The following is a 21,042-nucleotide window of genomic DNA, read 5'->3' as shown; positions in this document are numbered from 1 at the left end:
ATGACCACCTTTGCTGACCTTGGCATCCATCCCGACATCATCTCCGGCCTCGAAGCCCTGGGCTTCACTGCTCCCACCCCGGTTCAGGAGCAGATCATCCCGCTCCTCCTTGAAAAACCGGTGGATATCGTCGGCCTGGCCCAGACCGGCACCGGCAAAACCGCAGCCTTCGGCATCCCCCTGGTGCAGCTTTGCTCGCCGGACAGCCGCAAGACCCAGGCCCTGGTACTCTGCCCGACCCGAGAGCTGTGCATGCAGGTGGCCCGCGATCTCAATGCCTTTGCCAAAAATCTTCCCGCCATCCGGGTCTGCGCCGTTTATGGCGGTGCCAGCATCGACAACCAGATCCGCTCCTTGCGGCAGGGGGCGCCGATCATCGTGGCCACCCCCGGGCGGCTGCACGACTTGATGCGCCGCCAGGTGATCGATCTTTCCGAGATTCGCCTGGTGGTGCTGGACGAAGCCGACGAGATGCTGCAGATGGGATTTCAAGACGAGCTGAACGCCATCCTCGCCCAAACCCCGGCCGACAAACACACCCTGTTGTTTTCCGCCACCATGCCCCAAAGCGTGGCCTCCATTTCCCGGAAATACATGAAAAACCCCCTGGAGATCACGGTGGGCACCCGTAATGCCGGCTCGGAAAACATCCGCCACATGTACTATATGGTCCACGCCAAGGACCGCTACCTGGCCCTGCGCCGGCTGGTGGACATGAACCCGGATATGTACGCCATCATCTTCTGCCGCACCCGCCAGGAGGTAAACGATGTCGCGGACAAACTCTCCAAGGACGGCTACAACGCCGACCCCCTCCATGGCGAACTCTCCCAAAGCCAGCGCGATTATGTGATGCAGCGTTTTCGCAGCAAATCGGTGCAGCTGCTGGTGGCCACCGATGTGGCGGCCCGCGGCCTTGACGTCACCGACCTTACCCACGTGATCAACTACAACCTGCCCGATGACAGCGCCAACTACACCCATCGCAGCGGGCGTACCGGACGGGCCGGCAAGACCGGCATCTCCATTTCCATCATCCATATGCGCGAACAGTTCCGCATCAAGGAAATCGAGAGCAAGATGAAACGTCAGTTCGAACTGGGCAAGGTTCCATCCGGCCATGAGGTCTGCAAAAAACAGCTCCTCCACAAGATCGAGATCATCAAAAACATCGAGGTCAACACCAGCCGGCTCGCCCCCTTCATGGAGACCATCACCGAGGCCCTGGCCGATCTCGACCGGGACGAACTGATCCTGCGTTTTGTTTCCCAGGAGTTCGACAACGTCTTGGCCCATTACCAGAATGCCCCGGACATCAATGTTTCGGACAAAGGCCGCGGCCGCGATGAAGGCTACAACCGTTCGGAAAGCAGATTCGCCCGATCGGACCGCCCGGACAGCCGATACGCCAAGCCGGACCGCCCGGACAGCAAATTCGCCCTCGCCCGCCAGGAAGACCGTGGCGAACGCGTGAATTTCAGCCGCTTTTACCTCAATATCGGCCAGAAAGACGGCCTCTACCCGGCCCGGCTCATCGGCCAGATCAATGATGCCAGCGGCTCGGCCTCCATCAAAATCGGCCGAATCGAGATCCTGGACAACACCGCCATGCTCGAAGCGGACAGCCGCTTCGCCCAAAAAATCATTGAGGTGTTCCAGGGGCTCAAGGTCAACGGCAGGGACGTCGAGGTGAAAACCCTGGACGCCCCGAAAGGACGGCCCGGCAAACCAACCGGCGGGTATCCCGGCCGCAGCTCCAAGGGGCCGAAATCGTTTAAGCCCTCCAGCTCGTCCAGGCCTTCCAGCTCCGCCAAACCGTATTCCTCGGCCCGGCCTGCAGGCGCAGCCAAACCATATCCCTCGGCTCGGCCTGCAACCTCGAGCAAACCGGCGACCTCCTCCAGACCCCCGAGTGCCGGTGTTCCCAGAAGAGGAAAGAAGAAACCTTATTCCGAATAAATTGATCCGCCTCCTTCCATCGCTTCCCTCTCCCAACACGGGAGGGGGAACCGCTAATTTCCCCCACGCCCTGCTGCCAGTAAATCCGCACGCACAAGACTCTTGCCGCAGAAATATTTACTCCCCAAGAGAGATATCCTTACAATATCCTGATCGCATTCTAACAATCCCGTGCTATTCTGTTGGAGTTACCCCTATTCACTCCAACCGCCCCAGGGATTCGTATGCGCCATAAACGCCTTATCTGGCAGCTGTACCCAAGCCAGCTCCTTATCACCATTGTCGCCCTTCTGGTCGCCGCCGGCTATGGGGCTTACTCGCTGCGCGTCTTTCAGCTCTCCCAGACCGCTGTCGACCTTGAGGCCCGCGCCCGTCTGAGCCAGGAATATGTTCTTACCCTGCTGGTGAAAAACGACCTGCCCGGACTGCAATCCTTCTTCACAACCGCCGGAAAAGATTCCGGCACCCGATTGACCGTGACCACCCCCGATGGCGTGGTTCTCGCCGACTCGGATGAAGATCCGGGCCGGATGGAAAACCACGGGGACCGGCCGGAGATCATGGCCGCCCTTGATGGCAAACTCACCCCCTCCCTGCGCTTCAGCCATACCCTCCAGGAAAACATGATGTACGTCGCGATCCCCTTAATGCAAGAGGGAAAAAGCAAAGGGATCCTGCGCACCGCCCTCCCGGTCACCTTCATTAACAGCGCACTCAAGGAAATCTTTTTAAAAATTGCCTGGGGATGCCTGATTGTCGCCCTGCTCGTGGCCCTGGTCGCCTGGTTCATCTCCCGCCGGATCAGCAGGCCGCTGGAAGAGATGCGTTTAGGGGCCGAACGTTTTGCCAACGGCGCTTTTACCGGCAAACTGCGGGAAGAAGGGGCTGAAGAGGTGGCGAGCCTGGCCAGAGCCATGAATGCCATGGCCGATCAGCTCGACGGACGGATCAAAACCATTGCCCGGCAACACAGCCAGCTGGAGGCGGTCTTTTCCAGCATGGTTGAGGGGGTCATTACGGTGGACACCGAGGAGAGGATCCTTGACATCAACCAGGCCGGAGCAAACCTGTTGAACATCCCTCCGGAGAAGCTGCGGGGCAAAAAGGCCCTGGTGGCGGTACGCAATCTGGCCCTGCAACAGTTTGTCAGTCAGGCCCTTGCCTCCGCCACCCCCATCGAAGGGGAAATCGACCTGACCGATCGGGATGGGCAGGAAAAATACTTTTACGCCCACGGCACCCGCTTCCAGGACGCCGCGGAGATGACCAGCGGCGCGATCATCGTTATCAATGATGTCACCAACCTCCGGCGCTTGGAAAACATGCGCCGCGACTTCGTGGCCAATGTTTCCCATGAACTGAAAACCCCGATCACCTCCATCGAAGGGTTTGCCGAAACCCTGCTGGACGGGGCGCTGGAGAGCCCGAAGGACGCCCGGCGATTTGTGGAAATCATCGCCAAACAGTCAAAACGGCTGCACGCCATCATCGAAGATCTCCTCGCCCTCTCCCGGCTGGAACAGGAAGATGAACAGACCGAGCTGCTGCTGGCGGAGGAAAAGATCGTCACCCCGTTGCGCAGGGCCATTGAGACCTGTAGTCTCAAGGCCGCCGAAAAAAAAATCAGTATCGAACTGAATGCCGCGGATAATCTCACCGCCAAACTCAACAGCCCCCTGCTGGAACAGGCAGTGACCAACCTCATCGTCAATGCTATCAAGTACAGCGACGAAGGCAGCAGGGTGTTGGTCCGGGCCCAAGAACGCGAAGGTGAGACCATCGCCATTGAGGTTCAGGATTTCGGTGCCGGGGTTGCAGCCCAGCACCTGCCCCGTCTCTTCGAGCGCTTCTACCGGAGCGATGCCGCCCGCAACCGCAAGGTCGGCGGCACCGGCCTCGGGCTGGCCATCGTCAAACACATTGTCCAGGCCCATGGCGGCGAGGTGGATGTCATAAGCGAAGTCGGCAAGGGCACGACCTTTACCATCCAGTTGCGCAAGGAGAAAGGCCATGAAAACAGCACCCCCGCCTGACACCTCCACCCTCTACACCGCCCTGGAAAAGGCCGCCAAACACATCTGCACCACCCGGTGCGGGCTTTGCCCCCATGCGGCTTTGCAGCATCCCTGCCCCAGCGACTGCACCCTGGAGACCATGGCCTGGGAATGCTGGGTGCGGTTCTTCCTCGACCAGGCCAAGTCCTGAAGACCGTCTGCCCATTTCCGCTCCCGCCCCGATCATTTCCTCCCTATCCGCCCCTCCCTTCCGAATCAAACCCTATTGCAAATCTAACATTCCTCTGACGGAAACCCCTTATGGTTATTCGGAAAAGAGGATAATGCCAGAGTGCAAAGACTCAACCAAGGGGTGCAACGGTGAGCAGACTTTCTTTCGCAGACCTTTCGCTGTCGCTTGCCGGGGTGGGGCAAGACCAAAGACCCACGGAACGCGAGTGTATCGCCCTGCTCGCTTTGGACGCCCATCGCCCGGAAAGCCTGCCTTTTTACGGGTCCGATGCCACCACCGGCTGCGAAAACGAACTGCAGGTCGCAGTGACCGGCCGCCGCGAGGATGTGGATCTGCCCCGGGCCATCGAGCAATCGAGCTACTACGCCAACATCATCAAGCGGGCCGACCGCGGCGAAACCTCACCCCGGGCCCGGCGGAATCTGGAGCGCTACCTCGACGACAACCTCGGACAGGTCTGGGAAAACAGTTGGGTCCGTTTCCCTCTCGCCAGCCTGCACCCACACGCCATGAATATCCTGGCCGCCGACCTCAAGGCAGACAAGCAGAACCCAGGGGGCGGCGAGCGCAGCGACGCCGCCCGTTTCTTTGTGGAGGAGGGCGGGGAAAGACTGCTGCACATACCCATCAGTTATCTGCTCAAATTGGCCCTGGCCGATCTCCTCGGCGAAGCGGGCAGCCATGAAACGGTGCGGAAAACCGGGAGCCGGATGCTCACCCACCTGTTGAGCGACAACACCTCGCCGGAAACCTTTTCCTTTCATGTCACCGCCATGCATGCCCACACCGGCTATGGCAATGCGCTGGCCCGGGAAACCGCCAAGCGCTTCCTCTTTACCCAGCTGCTGATCATGTATGCCAACGAAAAATTCGAACTTCTCCGGCGGGGGCAGAAGGCGACCCTCTTTTTCTCCCCGCATCCGCCGGTACGGCAGCGGGCCTTGAACGAATGCATCTCCGACGCTTTCTACCGCAAGCTCTTCATGAGCCCCTGCCTTTCCGGCTGGGACGAAGGCGAGGCCAAGCACCAGTATATGATCCTCTGCCATCAGGTCTTGAGCCGCAGCCATCTCAACGCGGTGATGAAGATGCGCGAGGCAGGCATCATCACCACCAACCTGGTGATGATGCCCCAGACCTCCAACATCAGTCTGGCCAACAACGGCACCCATGTCAGCATGGGCAGCCTGAAATTGAGCCGATTGCTGCGCGACCCCGGCTCCGGGTTCACCGTCCGCCACGAAAAATACCTGGGCGACCTGGTGGCCAAGATCATGGAGCATTTCCTGCCCCTCTTTGTCTCCACATACAGCGCCGCCCCCTACCGGCTCGGCTTCGAGGATTTTCATCCCGAACAGGCCCTGGGCTTTCTCCCGCACCAACTGGACTATACCCACCTGCGCATGCTCTGGCGGCGCTGGCGGAAAAAGGCCCGCAACAAGTTCTGCGGGCAGGCGCTTACGCCCTTCGGGCCGCAGCGTCTCGATCAGATCATCGGCGGGGCCTGTCGCTGCAAGGGGGATTTCGTCCCCGATTTCCGACTCATCGATTACCCCGTGGCCTTGCTTTCCACGGAACAAAGCGGTAGCCAGGACGGCCGACTCCACAATGACCGCCGCCTCAAGGAAGACCTGGACATGCTCGGTATCTTTGACAAAAGGATGTCGGTGTACCTGCCTTACAAACTGCGCGAATTCGAGGTCATGGGTTTTTCCGGCTTCGAGGCACGCCAATATTCCCTTTTCGAGCAATTTGATGGCGATCTGGGCCGGGCCACCGACCTGCAGATGCTGCTCAACGCCCTGGCCTTCAAGCTCATTGCCAATGGCACCTGCAGCCATCAGCATATCCCCGACACCCCCTTTGTCGAAAGCGAGCGCCGCCAGATTCTGTTCGGCACGGCCATCGGCATCCCCACCTTTTTCGTGCGCAAGGAAACGCCCAACCGTTTTCTGCGGAACATCCTGAAAAGAACCAAGAACACCCGGAGCAGCCGCCGCTACAGCGGTTACCAAAGGGTACTGCATCAAGACTACCGCCTCGCCCTGCTGCAGTTTATTCGCAATGAGGGAGCAGAACTGGTGGAGGGTTTCGGCTTCAGCGAACTGCTCGCCGACCTTGAGCTGCGGTTGCGCGAACCCGACCGCCATGGGGCCTTGGGGAGGCTGACCAAGGGGATTCTCGCCAGCGAGGGGGCCGATTCCCCTTTCGAGATGCCGGCCAGGGATTTCAATCTGGCGGCGGAGCGCTATTACCGGGAGGAGCTGCGGCAGGAGCAGATCAAGGAGGGCTGGCAGCATGTCGTCGAGGATATCAAAACCATGGGGGCCGGCGAGGTCCCCCTTGCCCTGGAGGTGCGGGGCGAAGTGCAGTGTATCCTTGGCAGCCAGGACGTCGAGCCCTTCCTCCGCCGGACCCAGGAAGAACTCCTGAGTGATTCTCTCTCCCAGACCACCGCGACCCAACTGCTCCAACTCATGATCATTGCCGAGGATCTTGACAGCAAGCGGCAGAAACTGACCCTTTAGGAGAACAGCATGCATCAATATGTCGAGCGGCTGCACGGCACGGTCATGACCGAGAAACTCTTCGGCGACCGGATTGTGCGCTTCCTCTATTCCCGGGCGCGGGAGAAAGCCCCCTTCCTCTTTCGCCTGGCTACCTCGGCCCGGATGTCGAGCCTGCTTGGCCTCTACCATTTCGATCTGGCCCTGGCGGAGCGCATCCGCGGCAACGCACGGTTCCTGGCACGCTGCGGCGTCGATCTTGGGGAATGCCTGGACCCACCCGAATATTTCACCACCCCGCGCAAGATCTTCGAGCGGCAGATCCGCTATTGGCAGTGCCGGCCCATGCCGCACAATGAAACGGCGGTGGTTTCCCCCGCCGACGCCCGTGTCACCCTGGGAGCTCTGGCCCCGGACTCGCCGCTTTTTCTCAAGGATAAGTTTTTCTCCTTTGAGGAGCTGCTGGGCACTGAGCACCCCCGCTGGCTTGAGCGCTTTGCCCATGGAGACTACGCACTCTTCCGGCTGACTCCGGACAAATACCATTACAACCACAGCCCGGTCTCCGGCCTGGTGGTGGACCACTACTCTCTGGGCGGCGTCTATCACTCCTGCAATCCCGGCGCGGTGGTGGAAGTGATCACCCCCTACTCCAAAAACAAACGGGTGGTCACCATCATCGACACCGATGTGGCCGGCGGCACCGGCGTTGGCTGTGTGGCCATGGTGGAGGTGGTGGCGATGATGATCGGCGACATCGTGCAATGCTATAGCGATACGGGGTATGACCGCCCGCTACGGATCCACCCCGGCATGTTTCTCCGCAAAGGACAGCCCAAGAGCCTGTACCGCCCCGGAAGCAGCACCGACATCCTGCTCTTTGAAAAAGACCGGATCCGTTTTGCCGGGGATCTCCTGGAAAAAGGGAGACAGCCCGGGGTGCAGAGCCGCTTCAGCCTCGGCTTCGGCCAGCCCCTGGTAGAGATCGAGGTCCAGGCGCGCTCGCTCCTCGCCATGGCGAAAAATCAGGAGCCCATTGGCTCCCCCTCCCTCGCCGTTGACACTGCTGACGGGAGGGGGCAGGGGGGTGGGTGAAATTGCCAATGGCATCAACGCCGGCACCTTCCCCCTCACCCTATCCCTCTCCCGCAGAGGGGAGAGGGGACTTTTCTGCATTCTGCAATCCTTTAATCGGACGAGACTGAGACAAACTCCAACCAAGGAGCAACGAGATGAGCAACTCCCTTTTCATCCTGATCCTGGGCCTGACGCTGCTTCCCCTGCTGCTGTGGGCCTACACCGTGTTGCCCCGGGAAAAATGGCAGATCATCGCCGCGATCCCGACCAAAAAGGGTGAGGCGGACGGCTGCTGGCACGGCACCAACCTCACCTATTACGGGGCGCTGCTGGCCAGCGGTTCCCTTTTCGGGGCGATGGCCTTCTTTCTGCTCCTGGGCGCCCTGAGCATACCCATGTGGGCGATCCTTGCCCTGATTCTCGGAGTGATGGGGTGCTCGGTGGCTGCGGCCAAGCTGCTTGCCGTGGCGGTGGAGAAGAAACAAAACACCTTCACCGTGGGCGGCGCCGCCATCATCGGTCTTCTCAGCATGCCGCCGGCAGTGGCTGTCTATAATTCCCTGGCCCCGGCCTGGGCCGCACCGCCGCTCGCCCTTATCCCGGTGATGGCGGCCCTATCGGCTGCCTATCTGTTGGGTGAGGGGATCGGCCGGCTTGCCTGTCTCAGTTTCGGCTGCTGCTACGGCAAGCCCTTGTCCGAGCTGGGGCCGAGAACACGCCGGTTCTTCACGCCATTTGCCGCAACCTTCCATGGACCCACCAAGAAGATTGCCTACGCCTCGGGCCTGGCCGGGGTCGGGGTGGTGCCGATCCAGGCCATCACCTCATTGCTTTCGGTGACCATCGGCCTGGCGGCCATGTATCTCTTTCTGGAGGGATACTTCCGCAGTGCCTTTCTGCTCGCAGCCCTCTTCGCCCTCGGCTGGCGGATACTTTCCGAATATTTCCGCGCCGACTACCGGGGTGAGGGTAAATTTTCCGCCTACCAGCAAATGGCTCTGTGGGGCATGGGCTACTGCACGCTGCTGGCCCTGTATGCCAACAGCGGCGCAGGCAGCCGGACCGATCTGAATGCCGGGCTCGCCTCGCTCTGGAGTCCGGCCGCCCTCCTCTTTTTTCAAGCCCTCTGGCTGCTGCTCTTCATCTATACGGGCTTCAGCTCGGTGACCGGCGCCAGGCTCACCTTCCATGTGCGTGAGGAAAAGATCTGAATAAGGCCAGGCTCAAGGTGAAAGGGGCCCCCCTCATCTTGAGCCTGTTTTCTACCCTACTCCCCTGCTTCCCCCTCGCCGGCTCCCAACCACTCCATGGTGGCCGCAACCACATCTTTCACCGAATAGGGCTTGCTGAAATAGGCATTGGCGCCCAGCCCCAGCCCCTTTTCTATATCCTCGGGCGCGCCCAGCGCGGAGAGCATGACCACCGGGGTTCCGGCCAGCTCCCGGTCCGGGTGGGAGCGGATCAGCCGGCACACCTCATGCCCGTCCAGACGGGGCAGCATGACATCAAGCAAAACGAGAGAAGGTCGCATCTGTTCAACAATGGTAATGGCCGTCATCCCGTCATGGGCGACGGCAACGGGCACCTTGTTTTTTCGCAAGGCATAACAAAGCAAATAAGCGATATCCTCATCATCCTCGACAACGAGGACCAAGCCGGGTTCCTGCTGAATCTTACTCTCGCGATATTGCAATGCGTACATTCTGGACGCCCTCATCTTATGTTTTTTACGCTCATGCGGCTTGACCGCCTTCCTCCAGAACCAACTCCGAGCGGACTTCCTCCCGCCGGTTGCGGACAATGGCCGACCCCGTTTCCTGCTTGGCAGCCCGCTTGACCCCGGAGGCAAGAAAGGCCAGCTCCGCATAGGAATTTACCGGGCACTCCTCGGTGCTGACGATGCCGATGGAAAGGGAAAGCAAGGCAAACCTGCGATGTTCCCCCTGACGATCACGGGCATAATAATGCCCCTCGCTACACTCCTGCGCGCCATGGAACTCCGGCAAAAGCCCCTGCAGACCATCGATGATCTGCTGACAAATCTGCTGCGAGGCATGGGGCCGGGTGATAACGATGAAATCATCTCCTCCGATATGACCGACAAAACGAAAACGATCGTTGACCCCGGGTTGGACGATATCGACAATGAGACGACCGATCTCCCGAATCACCATGTCCCCCTTTTCAAAGCCGTAATAATCATTGTAGGGCTTGAAATCGTCGATATCGATATAACAGACGTCAAAATGAACTTTGCGCTGCAAAAAGGTGGCCACGGTGCGCTGAATAAACTCGTTGCCCGGCAGCCCGGACAGAGGGTTTGCCCCCTTGGCCAACTGGATGCTTTTCTGGGTGATGGCCTCGAGCAGAGCATTGATCGCTACTGTTCCCAAGTATTTTCCATTTCTGGCCACGCAGATATCGTCATAGAGATGCCTGCCGCGGCGGGCCTTGATCCGCCGCACCACCTCCTCCATGGGCGTTGCCGCCTCAACCAGGAGGAAATCATCCCCCAAAACGTCCTTGACCGCCCGGTGGGCGGAGAGGGCAAAGCCGTACCCATGGGGCCCGACCATCTGTTTTTCCAGAAAGTGCATCCGGTTCAACATGCCCAACACCCGTTGGTCATCGACGACCGGGATGCCCTGCAGTTTGACATCATCCATGAAACGCTGGTGGGCGGTCATCAGGGATTGCTGCGGAAAAAGCGGCTCGATGTATTTGACCGTGGCGCCGATGGTGCAGGCTTCCCCGGGAGCTTCCGGGCAATAGCCGCTATCATCCCGCACCACGACAGGAGTGAAGCGTTGCCGGGAAAGATCCGGACCGGGGTGTTCCAGCAAATAGCCTTGGAGCAAATCGATATCAAACTTTGCAATGGTTTCGAGCTCTTCCTGACGCTCAATCCCCTCCGCAATGACGGTGATGCCGAGCTTGTGGCACACCGTGGCAATGGCGTCCACCAGATTATGCTTGAAGGGATCCTTGTCGATATTGGTGATGAAATGCCGATCGACCTTCAGATAATCCGGCTCGATGACCGAAAGCATCTTCAAGCCGCCGTAACCGACGCCAAAATCATCGATGGCAATCTTGTATCCCCTTCTCCGGTAGTACTCCACCGATTTTTTAAAAAGGTCATAGTTGCGGATCGCCTCCTGCTCGGTAATCTCCAGAATAATCCGCTCCTTGGGGATGCCGCATTCGTCGGCCAGCCGATCTGTTGCCCCCCCTCGGTGATCGGGATGCATAAGGGTGGCCGGACAGATATTCACATAGAGGTAGGCGTTTTTTTCGGCAAACCCCAGCTCCCCCGCACGGCAGAAAGAATTTTCCCGGCAGACCATGTCGAGGCTTGAAATAATACCTTCGGCCTGAGCCCGTTGAAAAAGTTCCCCGATATCGAGAGAAGGAGTCCGTGGTTTCCGCAGCCTGGCCAAGGCCTCATACCCGAAGATCTCCCCGGTGCGCCTGGAAAAGACCGGCTGAAACCAGGCGGTGAGTCCGTTATTATCAAGGAGATCCAGGATCTCGCCCCGCGAGATCCTGCTCGGCTGAGATCCCTTCGCTCCTGTCTCTTTTTCCAGCATAACGATCTCCGCCGAATGACTCATGCCGCTACCAGCCGGGGAAGGAGTTGCCTGGATTCATCAACCAACCCATCTTCCTCCTCCGCTTCCTTCTCTCCGTTGATCAGGGTAATCAGCGATCCCGAGATGAACCGGAGCTCCACCGCCTGCGTTTTCAATTCGGCCGCAGTCCGGGCCGCCTCTTCCGCCTCGGCGGAAGCAGCCAGACTCACCGTATCAATTTCGCCCATGGCCGCGCTTACTTGCCTGATGCCGAGGACCTGTTCGTCACTGGCCTGGGCGATGTTCTGCACCTGCTCGTCCACCTTGGCAATACCTTGGTGAATCTCGACAAACGCCTTGTCCAACCGTTCGCAGAGAATGCTGCCTTGTTTTACCTTCTCGATATTATTCTGGATGATGTCGCCGGTTTCCTTGGCAGAAGAGGCCACATTATGAGCCAGCCTGCGGATTTCATCGGCAACCACGCCAAAACCTGCGCCGGCCTCGCCAGCCCGGGCCGCCTCCACCGCCGCATTAAGCGCCAGCAGGTTGGTCTGAAAAGCGATATCGTTGATATTTTTGATGATCTTCATGACCTCGGAAGATTGGCCTTCCATCTCCTGCATGGCCTGCAACATTCTGGTCATCTGCGCCCCGCCTTCCCGTACTACCTCTTGCATGCCCTTGGAAAGCTCGCCGGCATACCGGGCACTTTCATTGTTTGCCTGGGTCTGCCCGAGGAGCTGTTCGATGGAAGCGCCCGTCTCTTCCACCCCTGCGGCCTGACGCCCAGCCCCTTCCGCCAGACTCAGACTGGAAGCGGAAAGCAGGGTCGATTCCTCATAGACCTGTTCCACCACACCCTGCAATCTTTCCTTGATCTGCATCATGGGTTGAATAACCTTGCGGCTCAGGTACCACAAGATAAAGACAAGCACGACGAGCACCCCCAGGCCGGAACCGATGGTCACCAGGGCAGAGCGGGTTTTCGCCTGCCGGAACAAGGAATTATGATCGGTCCGTACCGCAACAATGGCCTCGCCGGTCCGCACCCCGGTCTGTTTGGCAATCTGCTCAGCAAGAGCGCGGGTCATGGTGATGGCCTCAGACCCCTTGTCGCCGGTGTACTGATCCGCAGCCCGGATCCCTTCGGAATAGGTGTCATGGAACTCCATCATCCCCCGGGCGGTACCCATCTGCCGCTTGAATCCGTCATACTCCGCGGCGATCTTCCCTATCTGTTCCAGGCTTGCCGCATCGTTGGCAAACGCTCGTTGGGCTGCGCCCAGCATGGCGGAGATCCGGGTATCCCCTTTTTCCAGCTCCAGCTCATACTTTTTCCGCATGTCCTGAAACTGGCCGCGCACCAGAAAATTTTTCCACTGCAGCATTTGGTTCAAAAGAGAGGCTTGCAGCTCACGGACCAAGAGGACATTGTCGATGCCATCCTCTCCGGAAATCTGGATATCCTCATTGGCCTGGCTCGCTCCGGAGATGAGCTGTTCCTGGGTGCTTACCGATATCATATACAATACGCTCATCCCGGCACCGGCCGCCAACATGATAAAGACAAAGAAAAAACCAAGTTTATTTTTCAAATTCCAGCGCACGATGTCTCCCCCCTATGCTGAATGGTTATGTTATGCACTTTTTTGTCGATTGCTTTGTCTGCTGCCGGTCCCGGACGGCAGTGACCTTGCGGTTCCCAGACACCCCGCATCGAAAGAAAAAAGATAGGCGGGGCAAACAATGTGGTTCCCGCACTGGCAATACCGTTCCAGCTCTTGCAAACTGGGAACGTAGGGACTGTTTTTGGCGGAACAGCTGGCAACGGACCAGATTTGCCGGCTGTGACTGTAGCGAAGAAGATGTTTGCAGGACATGGCGATAACCTCCATATGCGGTTGTGGGGATCTTGGCTCTCTCGCGGACACACTACCGCCCATTTATTAGGAGATGATTACAGGGAGATTATTTTCCGCTTCAAAAAAAGCGCCCCCCTGCCAGAGCATCGACAGGGGGGCCAAGGAGATGAGATGTGATACAGGTACTGCAGAGTCTTTCGTTTTCCGATACAGCTCCGTTATTTTCGGGGTAAGACCGCCCTGCCCCTGGGAGGAGAGGCAGGGCGGGTTACACCGCTTCGGGGAGGAGCAGAATCCCTTTAGAACTTATAGCTTACGTCGAACTGATAGATATCCACCTGGTCAACCGTATAGTTGACACTCTCCTCGTTGGGCTCAAAGCTCAACCAGGTAAGGCTTGTGCCCCAATTCTTGCTGATATCGTAGCCAAGCTGTACCCGGTGCCCCTTCTTGTTGGTCTTGGAGGCATTCAGGCCGTCGCCGAAATCGGAGTCGGAAAGGTAGCCGAAGAGCGAATCGGCCTCGACCACCGAATAGGCGTAGCCGAGCTTGAAGGAGTTATATTTGGCATCGGCGCCGAATACCCAGCCCATGTCGGCATCGCCCGGCTTCTTGGTAAAATCCTCGGCCTGACTCTCGCCGATCTCTCCGTCCGCGCCGAAGTTCTGCCAGATCTGACCGTAAAGCTTGAGCTTGACATCGCCGACCGGGAAGGAGACATCGCCGTACAGGTCGCCGATGTTGAGTTCATACTTGTCCTCATCGACCCTATCCAGTTCAAAAGCAGCGTTGCCTTCGTTGATCAGGGATTTGCTGTAGGTCTGGTAGCCCGCGGCCAGGGTATACTTGGCACTACCTACCTTGCCCTTGTACCCGGCCTGCCCGGCCACCAGGGTGGCGGTGTTGTCGTCGTTCACCAGCTTGGCGCCGTAGCCGCCCAGGGTGGCGAAGATGCCATCCTTCTGACCGTACTGAGCGGTCAGACCGGAGAGACGCACATCGCCGTCCCAGAAAACCCAGGAACTCTTGTAGGGGTTTTCAGCCTGGCCAAGGGTGAAGGCAAAATCGTTCCACTTGTGCTTGGCATAGGCGTAATCCAGACGGATATCGCCGGTTTCAAATGTTTTGGATTCGCTCCAGGTGTCGTTGGTGCTGGTCGGATCATCACTGCCAGTGGCCAGCCCGGCGCCGACCTGCCAGTTCTCGGCCTTGTTGTCCCAAATGCCGCCCAGGCGAAAACGGGTCCGCCAACGGTCACGGGAAGCATCGCTGCCCTGCCCATCTTTATAATCCTTATCGCGCTTCTCATACCGCACCCGCAGGTCGCCTTTGAGGGTCAACTGATCGATAAACTCATTGGCCAGGGCAACCTTGCCTTTCGAATCCTGCTTGCCTTCCAGAGCCTCGATGTGCTCCTGTTGAGCGGCGACCTTGTTACGCAGGTACTCCAAATCCTTCAAGATCTGCTCATCGGTTACGCCTGCGCCCGCCATTGCCGCCGCGGGCAGGGCAAGACAAACGCCCAGTGCTGCTGCCGCTGATAATACCTTCCTCATGGTGTTTCTCCTTTCTCCGTACTGTTTATAAAGATTGTTCCCTAACATAGGGAAATGGAAGGAAACAAAAGTCCAACCATCGCCGCATCCAAATGTTACGGAGAGCCTAACGGGGAAATATTAGAGGGGAATCATCATTTGATTAAAAGCGGGTTAAAAGAAGATTAGAGAAAAAGTGCTGAAAACTCGGCTTTGCCAAGAATCATCTTCTGTTCATCTCCTAATAAAACCCTAATAAAAAACTAACAATTGGGCGGCATATTGTGGGACAGATTCACCGAGCATGTCACAAACAGGCATAAGCCATCTGTAACTTCACTTTAAGGAGAGACAAACATGACGATGCAAAAAGGTTTTTTGACCAGATCACTTACCAAGGCTGCCCTGGCAGGCTGTCTGGTCGCAGTAGCCGCCACAGCCGCTTTTGCCAATCCCATTACCGTGGATCCGAAAACCCCGGTCTATAAAAAAGTAAGCGGGGTTTCCGGCAATCTCGACAGTATCGGTTCAGACACCTTGAACAATCTGATGACCTATTGGGCAGAAGGCTTCCGCAAGGAATATCCCAATGTCCGCATCCAGATCGAAGGCAAGGGCTCAAGCACTGCTCCCCCGGCCCTCATTTCCGGCACCTCCCAGCTCGGCCCCATGTCCCGGCCCATGAAGTCCGAAGAGATTGATGCCTTCACCAAGAAATACGGCTACGCTCCGACCAAGATCGGCGTGGCCTTCGACTCCTTGGCGGTCTTTGTCAATAAGGACAACCCGATCAAGGAAATGAGCCTGCAACAGGTTGATGCGGTCTTCTCCAAAAACCGCAAGGGCGGGATGGCCGAAGAGATCACCACCTGGGGGCAGCTTGGCCTTACCGGCCCTTGGCAGCAGTCGCCGATCAGCATCTACGGCCGTAACTCCGCCTCCGGCACCTACGGATATTTCAAGGAACATGCCCTGTTCAAAGGCGACTATAAGGATACCGTCAAGGAACAGCCCGGCTCCGCTTCGGTGGTCATGGGGATCACCGAGGATCGCAACGGCATCGGCTACTCCGGCATCGGCTATAAGACCTCCGGGGTTAAGGCCATCGCCCTGAGCAAGAAAACCGGGGAAAAAGCCCAGGAGGCCAATTACGAGAACGTCTTGAGCGGCAGTTATCCGCTCTCCAGGACTCTGTTCATCTATGTGGCCAAAGCGCCGAACAAGCCTTTGCCCACCCAGACCGCCGAGTTCCTCAAGTATATCCTTTCCAAGGCCGGCCAGGAGATCGTGATAAAAGACGGATTCCTGCCCCTGCCCGACAGTGTCCTCGAAAAAGAGCTGGCAAAGCTCAAGTAACTCCTCCCCGGCCTTGGCCGGGACAGTTTACCTCCCACCCCCGGCAAGGCCAAGCTTGCAAGCTGGCGCCTTCCCGGGGGCTTCTCGGTAGAACCTTCCCGCGGCACGCCCCCAGGACTTCAAGGACCACCCCATGCAGAAGCTCGACAAACAGTTCATCAAAAAAGTCCGCAGGCAAGACCGTCTTGCCACGCGAGCCATCACCCTTGGCGGGTTGCTGGTCATTGCCAGCGTCATCGCCATTCTGGTTCTGATCGTCCGGGTGACCCTGCCGCTTTTCCAGCCGGCCAGCGCCAAGATTACGCACCGCCTCCAAGTCGGCTCAGCCCTCGCCCCGGTTCTTGCCGTGGGCATGGACAATACCCAGGAGGTGGGATTCACCCTTAACGATACCGGCATGTTTTCCTTTTACGACCTCGCCTCCGGAAAAACTTTTAGCACCCTTCCCGCCTCAACCCGTACGGCGAAGGTGCTTTCCATCGAGGACACCAAGAACAACATTTTTGCCCTCCTTTGGGAGGACAACAGCGTAAGCGTTTCAAGGGTCGATTTCCGCTCGCTCTATGCCGCAAACGGGCAAAGAACCATCCAGCCCGAGATCAGCCAGCTCGGAGAGTATCCGGCCCGAACCTATCCGGCTCAGGTCAAGAGCGTAGCGATCCGCGTCCACGAAGGACGCCTGACTGAAGTGGCCCTTCTGGCCGACAACCGATTCCAGATAGATCAGGAAGTTGTCACCACCGATTTGCTGGACAATGAAACGAAAGAGAATTTTTCTTTTCTCATCGCGGAGGAGATGCCGGGCAAGATCACCGCCTTCACCGTCGATGAAAAAGGCGCCACCCTGTTTGCCGGCACCGACACCGGCAGCCTCTTGCGCTGGGACCTCCGGGAAAATGCAACCGCCACCCGCACCGACAATGTGGTGGCCGTGCCGGACAATAAGGCCGTCACCGCCCTGGCCATGGTCTTTGGCGATATCTCCGTGGCCGTGGGCGACGCCGAAGGCGGCCTGGTCACCTGGAGTCAGATCTGGACCGGGACAGGAAAGGACCGGACACAAAGACTCCGCAAAACCCATACCCTGACCGGACATCAATCGCCAGTGGAACGCATCATCCCAAGCCGCCGCTCCAAGTCCCTGGTCAGCGTCGGAGCCGACGGCAAAACCCATTTTGACCATATGACCAGCGAAAACCATCTGCTGGACCTTGCCCCCCCCATGCTTATGGTGGGCATTTCCGGCCAGGGCAACGGCCTGATCGGCCTCGGGCCGGACAACTCCCTTACCGTTTGGCAAATCGATGCCCCCCACCCGGAGATCAGCCTGAAAACCCTGTTCGGCAAGGTTTGGTACGAAAGCTACGACAAGCCGGAATATGTCTGGCAATCCTCATCCGGCTCCGATGATTTTGAAGCAAAATTCAGCTTGGTGCCGTTGCTTTTCGGCACCATCAAGGGAACCTTGTACGCCATGATCTTTGCCGTGCCGCTCGCCATCTTCGGTGCGGTCTACACCAGCCAGTTCAGCACCGCCACCTTCAAAAAGACCGTCAAGCCGGTGGTGGAGATCATGGCCTCGATCCCCTCGGTGGTCATCGGCTTCCTCATCGCCCTCTGGCTGGCGCCCATCGTGGAAAAAGCCATCCTCTCGGTGATCCTGACCGTGATTCTCCTGCCCCTGATCTTCGTGGGAATCATGGCCGCACTCAGACCTTTTTACAAAACCCCGACCCTACAGAACTTCTGCAACGGGTATGAATTTCTGATGTTGGCGCCGGTCATCCTCCTGGCAACAGCCCTGGCCATGGGGATCGCCCCCACCGTTGAGCCGCTGCTCTTTGCCGGCAACTTCAAGCAATGGCTGTATAACGATTTGGGTATGCGCTATGACCAGCGCAACTGCATCATCATTGCCTTCGGCCTCGGCATCGCCGTAATCCCCATTATCTTTTCCATCACCGAGGACGCCATTTCCAACATCCCCCCCAGCCTGACCGCCGCCTCCCTGGCCTTGGGGGCCAGCCGCTGGCAGACGATCTGGCGGGTGGTGCTGCCCTCGGCCAGCCCCGGGATCTTTGCCGCAATCATGATCGGCTTTGGCCGGGCGGTGGGGGAAACCATGATTGTGCTCATGGCCACCGGCAACACGCCCATTCTGGACTGGTCCATCTTCAACGGCATGCGGACGCTCTCCGCCAACATTGCGGTGGAAATCCCGGAAGCGCCCATGGGCGGCACCCTGTACCGGGTGCTTTTCCTCTGCGCCTCCATGCTTTTCGCCCTGACCTTTCTGGTAAACACCGGGGCGGAGCTTATCCGCGAACGACTCCGTAAAAAATACGGCCGCTATTAATATTTTGGAGCAAAGACCATGAACAAAAAATTCTGGCGGCAGGGAGAGCCATTTGTCTGGGCCACTGGCCTTGCCCTTTCCCTGATCCTTTTCTTGACCCTGCTGCTCTTCTATGTGGTGCTGGCCAACGGCCTTGCGGTTTTCTGGCCGAAAAAAGTCGCCCTGGCAACGTTGAGCGACGGCCGCCATCTCCTCGGAGAGATTGTCCAGGAAGAAATCATTCCCCACACGGAAAAGAAGCGGCTTCAGTTCAAGATCGGCAACAGGGACCTGTACGGCCTTGACTTCAAATGGGTTGATTCCAGCGAGATTACCAGCCTCAGCTATCCGGAAAATATCTATGTCCTGGAACGGTTGGAATTCGGCAATTTTTACGGATACCTCAGCGAATTCGAAGTCCACGGCATCGCGCCCCCCGCCACAGGTTCGAACAGTTTGGGACAAACCATTGCTGCCCTGGATTCTCGGAAGAAAGAGGTCAACCTCCTGGGCAAGAAAATAGCCAACCTCAACCGGCGGGTAGAACTGATTGACCACCGGTTGGCCAAGGCCCGCTATAACAAGGAAGAAAACACCCCGGCCCTGGCCGCCCTGAAAGGCGAAAAGCACGGACTCAAAACCGAGTTTGAGGAACTGGTCTCCATTCTCAGCGATAAAGCCAGGGCCCTTTCCACCAACCAGGCGATCTTCACCGATGCCAATGGTCGGCCACAGACCATCGCCCTGGTGAACATTGTCCGCAGCTACCAGCCAAACTCCATGTCGTTTCTCGCCAAATGCACCTATTACCTGGAGCGGCTGCGGGAACTCTTCTTCGACGACCCGCGGGAGTCAAACACCGAGGGCGGTTTGTTTCCGGCGATCTTCGGCACCATCATGCTGATCTTTCTCATGAGTATCCTCTCCTTTCCGCTGGGGGTGCTGGCCGGTATCTATCTGCGCGAATACGCCAGGGAGGGCTGGCTGGTGAAGATGGTCCGCATCGCCGTCAACAACCTGGCCGGCATCCCCTCCATCGTTTACGGCATCTTCGGCCTGGGTTTTTTCATCTACGGGATCGGCGGCGGCATTGACCAGCTGTTTTTCCCCGAACGGCTGCCCACCCCGACTTTCGGCACCGGCGGCATCCTCTGGACCAGCCTCACCCTGGGGCTGCTCACCGTGCCGGTGGTTATCGTCGCGACGGAAGAGGCCTTGGGCTCGATTCCCCCCGGCATCCGGGAAGGTTCTCAGGCCCTGGCCGCCACCAAACTCCAGACCCTGACCCGAATTTTGCTGCCCATGGCCTCGCCCGGCATCCTCACCGGCTTTATCCTGGCCATGGCCCGGGCCGCCGGCGAGGTTGCACCCCTGATGATCACCGGGGTGGTCAAACTCGCCCCGGCTCTGCCCCTGGACGGAGTATTTCCCTATCTGCATCTGGACCGGAAATTCATGCATTTGGGATTTCACATCTACGACATCGGCTTCCAGTCCCCCAACGTGGAAGCGGCCAAGCCCATGGTGTATGTCACCACCCTGCTGCTGATCCTGATCGTGTTGGCCATGACCAGCACGGCCATCTATCTGCGCAACAAAATGCGACAACGCCACTCCGTGGTTGATGTGTGATAAGGAGAAACAATGCAAACAAATGACACCGCCATAATCCGTATCGACAATCCCCAGGTCGAGGTCGAAAACCTGAACCTCTATTATGGCACGAGCCAGGCGCTCAAGGATCTGAGCTTCGGGATTCCAGGCCAGCAGGTCACCGCCCTGATCGGCCCCTCCGGCTGCGGCAAATCCACCCTGATCCGCTGCATCAACCGGATGAACGATCTGGTCGACGGCTTGCATCTTGAGGGATCCATCAAAATCAACGGGGAAAACATCAACGATCCCTCCCTTGATGTGATCGAGCTGCGGCGCAAGGTCGGGATGGTCTTCCAGAAATGGAACCCCTTCCCCAAGTCCATTTACGAGAACATCGTTTACGGCTTGCGGATCGCCGGCATTCAGGACCGCACCCTGCTCGACGAGGCTGCGGAAAAATGCCTGAAAAAAGCGGCCCTCTGGGACGAGGTCAAGGACCGGCTGCACCAGTCTGCCATGGGCCTTTCCGGCGGCCAGATGCAGCGGCTTTGCATCGCCAGGGCCATTGCCGTAAGCCCGGAGATCATTCTCATGGATGAGCCCTGCTCGGCCCTGGACCCGCGCTCCACCTCCCGGATCGAGGATCTCATCCGCGAATTGCGGGGGGAATACACCATTATCATCGTCACCCACAACATGCAGCAGGCGGCGCGGATCTCCGACTACACGGCATACATGTATCTCGGGGAGCTCATCGAATACGGGCCGACCCAGACCCTGTTCACCATGCCCGAGAAAAAAGAAACCGAGGATTATATCACCGGCCGGTTCGGTTGAACCACTGAACCATCCAGTAGCACCGCATCTGCTTCGCAGTCTCGCTGTGCTCGCTTAGCTGTCATCGGCATGGTCCGCATAACAGGGTGTATGGCGGACAGGCCTCTTTCGCGCATCTGCGGCACTACGGTTACGAAAAGCGCGGAAACAAAGTGA

The 21,042-nt window shown here is 58.3% G+C and carries 14 protein-coding genes; 10 read left to right on the top strand and 4 right to left on the bottom strand.

The window, feature by feature from the left end; all coding sequences use genetic code 11:
• From OLX77_RS08545 to OLX77_RS08520, 6 genes are all read left to right on the top strand, one after another.
• Complete coding sequence (locus OLX77_RS08545; RefSeq protein WP_307633175.1) at positions 1-1,959, top strand: DEAD/DEAH box helicase; 1,959 nt, start codon at positions 1-3, stop codon at positions 1,957-1,959.
• Between the two features lie 224 nt (positions 1,960-2,183).
• Positions 2,184-3,992 (top strand): sensor histidine kinase, encoded by a 1,809-nt coding sequence (locus tag OLX77_RS08540; RefSeq protein WP_307633174.1) that lies wholly within the window; start codon positions 2,184-2,186, stop codon positions 3,990-3,992.
• A complete protein-coding gene (locus tag OLX77_RS08535) occupies positions 3,970-4,164 on the top strand; it encodes a hypothetical protein (RefSeq protein ID WP_307633173.1) in 195 nt (64 codons plus the stop codon). The genes OLX77_RS08540 and OLX77_RS08535 overlap by 23 nt, the downstream gene beginning before the upstream one ends.
• Before the next feature lie 170 nt (positions 4,165-4,334).
• A complete protein-coding gene (locus OLX77_RS08530; protein ID WP_307633172.1) occupies positions 4,335-6,734 on the top strand; it encodes a hypothetical protein in 2,400 nt (799 codons plus the stop codon).
• Positions 6,735-6,743: 9 nt separating this feature from the next.
• Positions 6,744-7,808, top strand: coding sequence for a phosphatidylserine decarboxylase (locus tag OLX77_RS08525; RefSeq protein WP_307633171.1), 1,065 nt, complete (start codon positions 6,744-6,746; stop codon positions 7,806-7,808).
• A gap of 137 nt (positions 7,809-7,945) precedes the next feature.
• Positions 7,946-9,001 (top strand): hypothetical protein, encoded by a 1,056-nt coding sequence (locus tag OLX77_RS08520; protein WP_307633170.1) that lies wholly within the window; start codon positions 7,946-7,948, stop codon positions 8,999-9,001.
• A gap of 56 nt (positions 9,002-9,057) precedes the next feature.
• On the opposite strand, the gene OLX77_RS08515 is transcribed toward OLX77_RS08520, so the two are convergent.
• The 4 genes from OLX77_RS08515 to OLX77_RS08500 all read right to left on the bottom strand — a co-directional run bounded on the left by OLX77_RS08515 (position 9,058) and on the right by OLX77_RS08500 (position 14,783).
• A complete protein-coding gene (locus tag OLX77_RS08515; protein WP_307633169.1) occupies positions 9,058-9,492 on the bottom strand; it encodes a response regulator transcription factor in 435 nt (144 codons plus the stop codon).
• 31 nt (positions 9,493-9,523) lie between these two features.
• Positions 9,524-11,404 (bottom strand): bifunctional diguanylate cyclase/phosphodiesterase, encoded by a 1,881-nt coding sequence (locus tag OLX77_RS08510; protein ID WP_307633168.1) that lies wholly within the window; start codon positions 11,402-11,404, stop codon positions 9,524-9,526.
• On the bottom strand, positions 11,401-12,972 hold the full coding sequence (locus OLX77_RS08505) for a methyl-accepting chemotaxis protein (RefSeq protein WP_307633167.1): 1,572 nt from the start codon (positions 12,970-12,972) through the stop codon (positions 11,401-11,403). Before OLX77_RS08505 ends, OLX77_RS08510 begins: the two co-directional genes overlap by 4 nt.
• Before the next feature lie 554 nt (positions 12,973-13,526).
• On the bottom strand, positions 13,527-14,783 hold the full coding sequence (locus OLX77_RS08500; protein WP_307633166.1) for a putative porin: 1,257 nt from the start codon (positions 14,781-14,783) through the stop codon (positions 13,527-13,529).
• A 342-nt stretch (positions 14,784-15,125) separates the two neighbouring features.
• On the opposite strand from OLX77_RS08500, the gene OLX77_RS08495 reads away from it, so the two are divergent.
• The 4 genes from OLX77_RS08495 to pstB all read left to right on the top strand — a co-directional run bounded on the left by OLX77_RS08495 (position 15,126) and on the right by pstB (position 20,886).
• Positions 15,126-16,118 carry a PstS family phosphate ABC transporter substrate-binding protein gene (locus OLX77_RS08495; RefSeq protein ID WP_371877505.1) on the top strand — a complete coding sequence of 331 codons (993 nt, stop codon included), beginning with the start codon at positions 15,126-15,128 and terminating at the stop codon, positions 16,116-16,118.
• A gap of 133 nt (positions 16,119-16,251) precedes the next feature.
• Positions 16,252-18,474: an ABC transporter permease subunit gene (locus OLX77_RS08490; protein WP_307633164.1), complete on the top strand. Its 2,223-nt coding sequence runs from the start codon at positions 16,252-16,254 to the stop codon at positions 18,472-18,474.
• An 18-nt stretch (positions 18,475-18,492) separates the two neighbouring features.
• On the top strand, positions 18,493-20,085 hold the full coding sequence (gene pstA, locus OLX77_RS08485) for a phosphate ABC transporter permease PstA (protein ID WP_307633163.1): 1,593 nt from the start codon (positions 18,493-18,495) through the stop codon (positions 20,083-20,085).
• A gap of 12 nt (positions 20,086-20,097) precedes the next feature.
• Positions 20,098-20,886, top strand: coding sequence for a phosphate ABC transporter ATP-binding protein PstB (pstB, locus tag OLX77_RS08480; RefSeq protein ID WP_307633162.1), 789 nt, complete (start codon positions 20,098-20,100; stop codon positions 20,884-20,886).
• The last annotated feature ends 156 nt before the right edge of the window (positions 20,887-21,042 follow it).

The sequence above is a fragment of the Thiovibrio frasassiensis genome, from assembly GCF_029607905.1.
GTDB lineage: Bacteria > Desulfobacterota > Desulfobulbia > Desulfobulbales > Desulfurivibrionaceae > Thiovibrio > Thiovibrio frasassiensis.
Note: the sequence above shows the minus strand (reverse complement) of the source record. Positions and strands in the feature narration are given on the sequence as shown.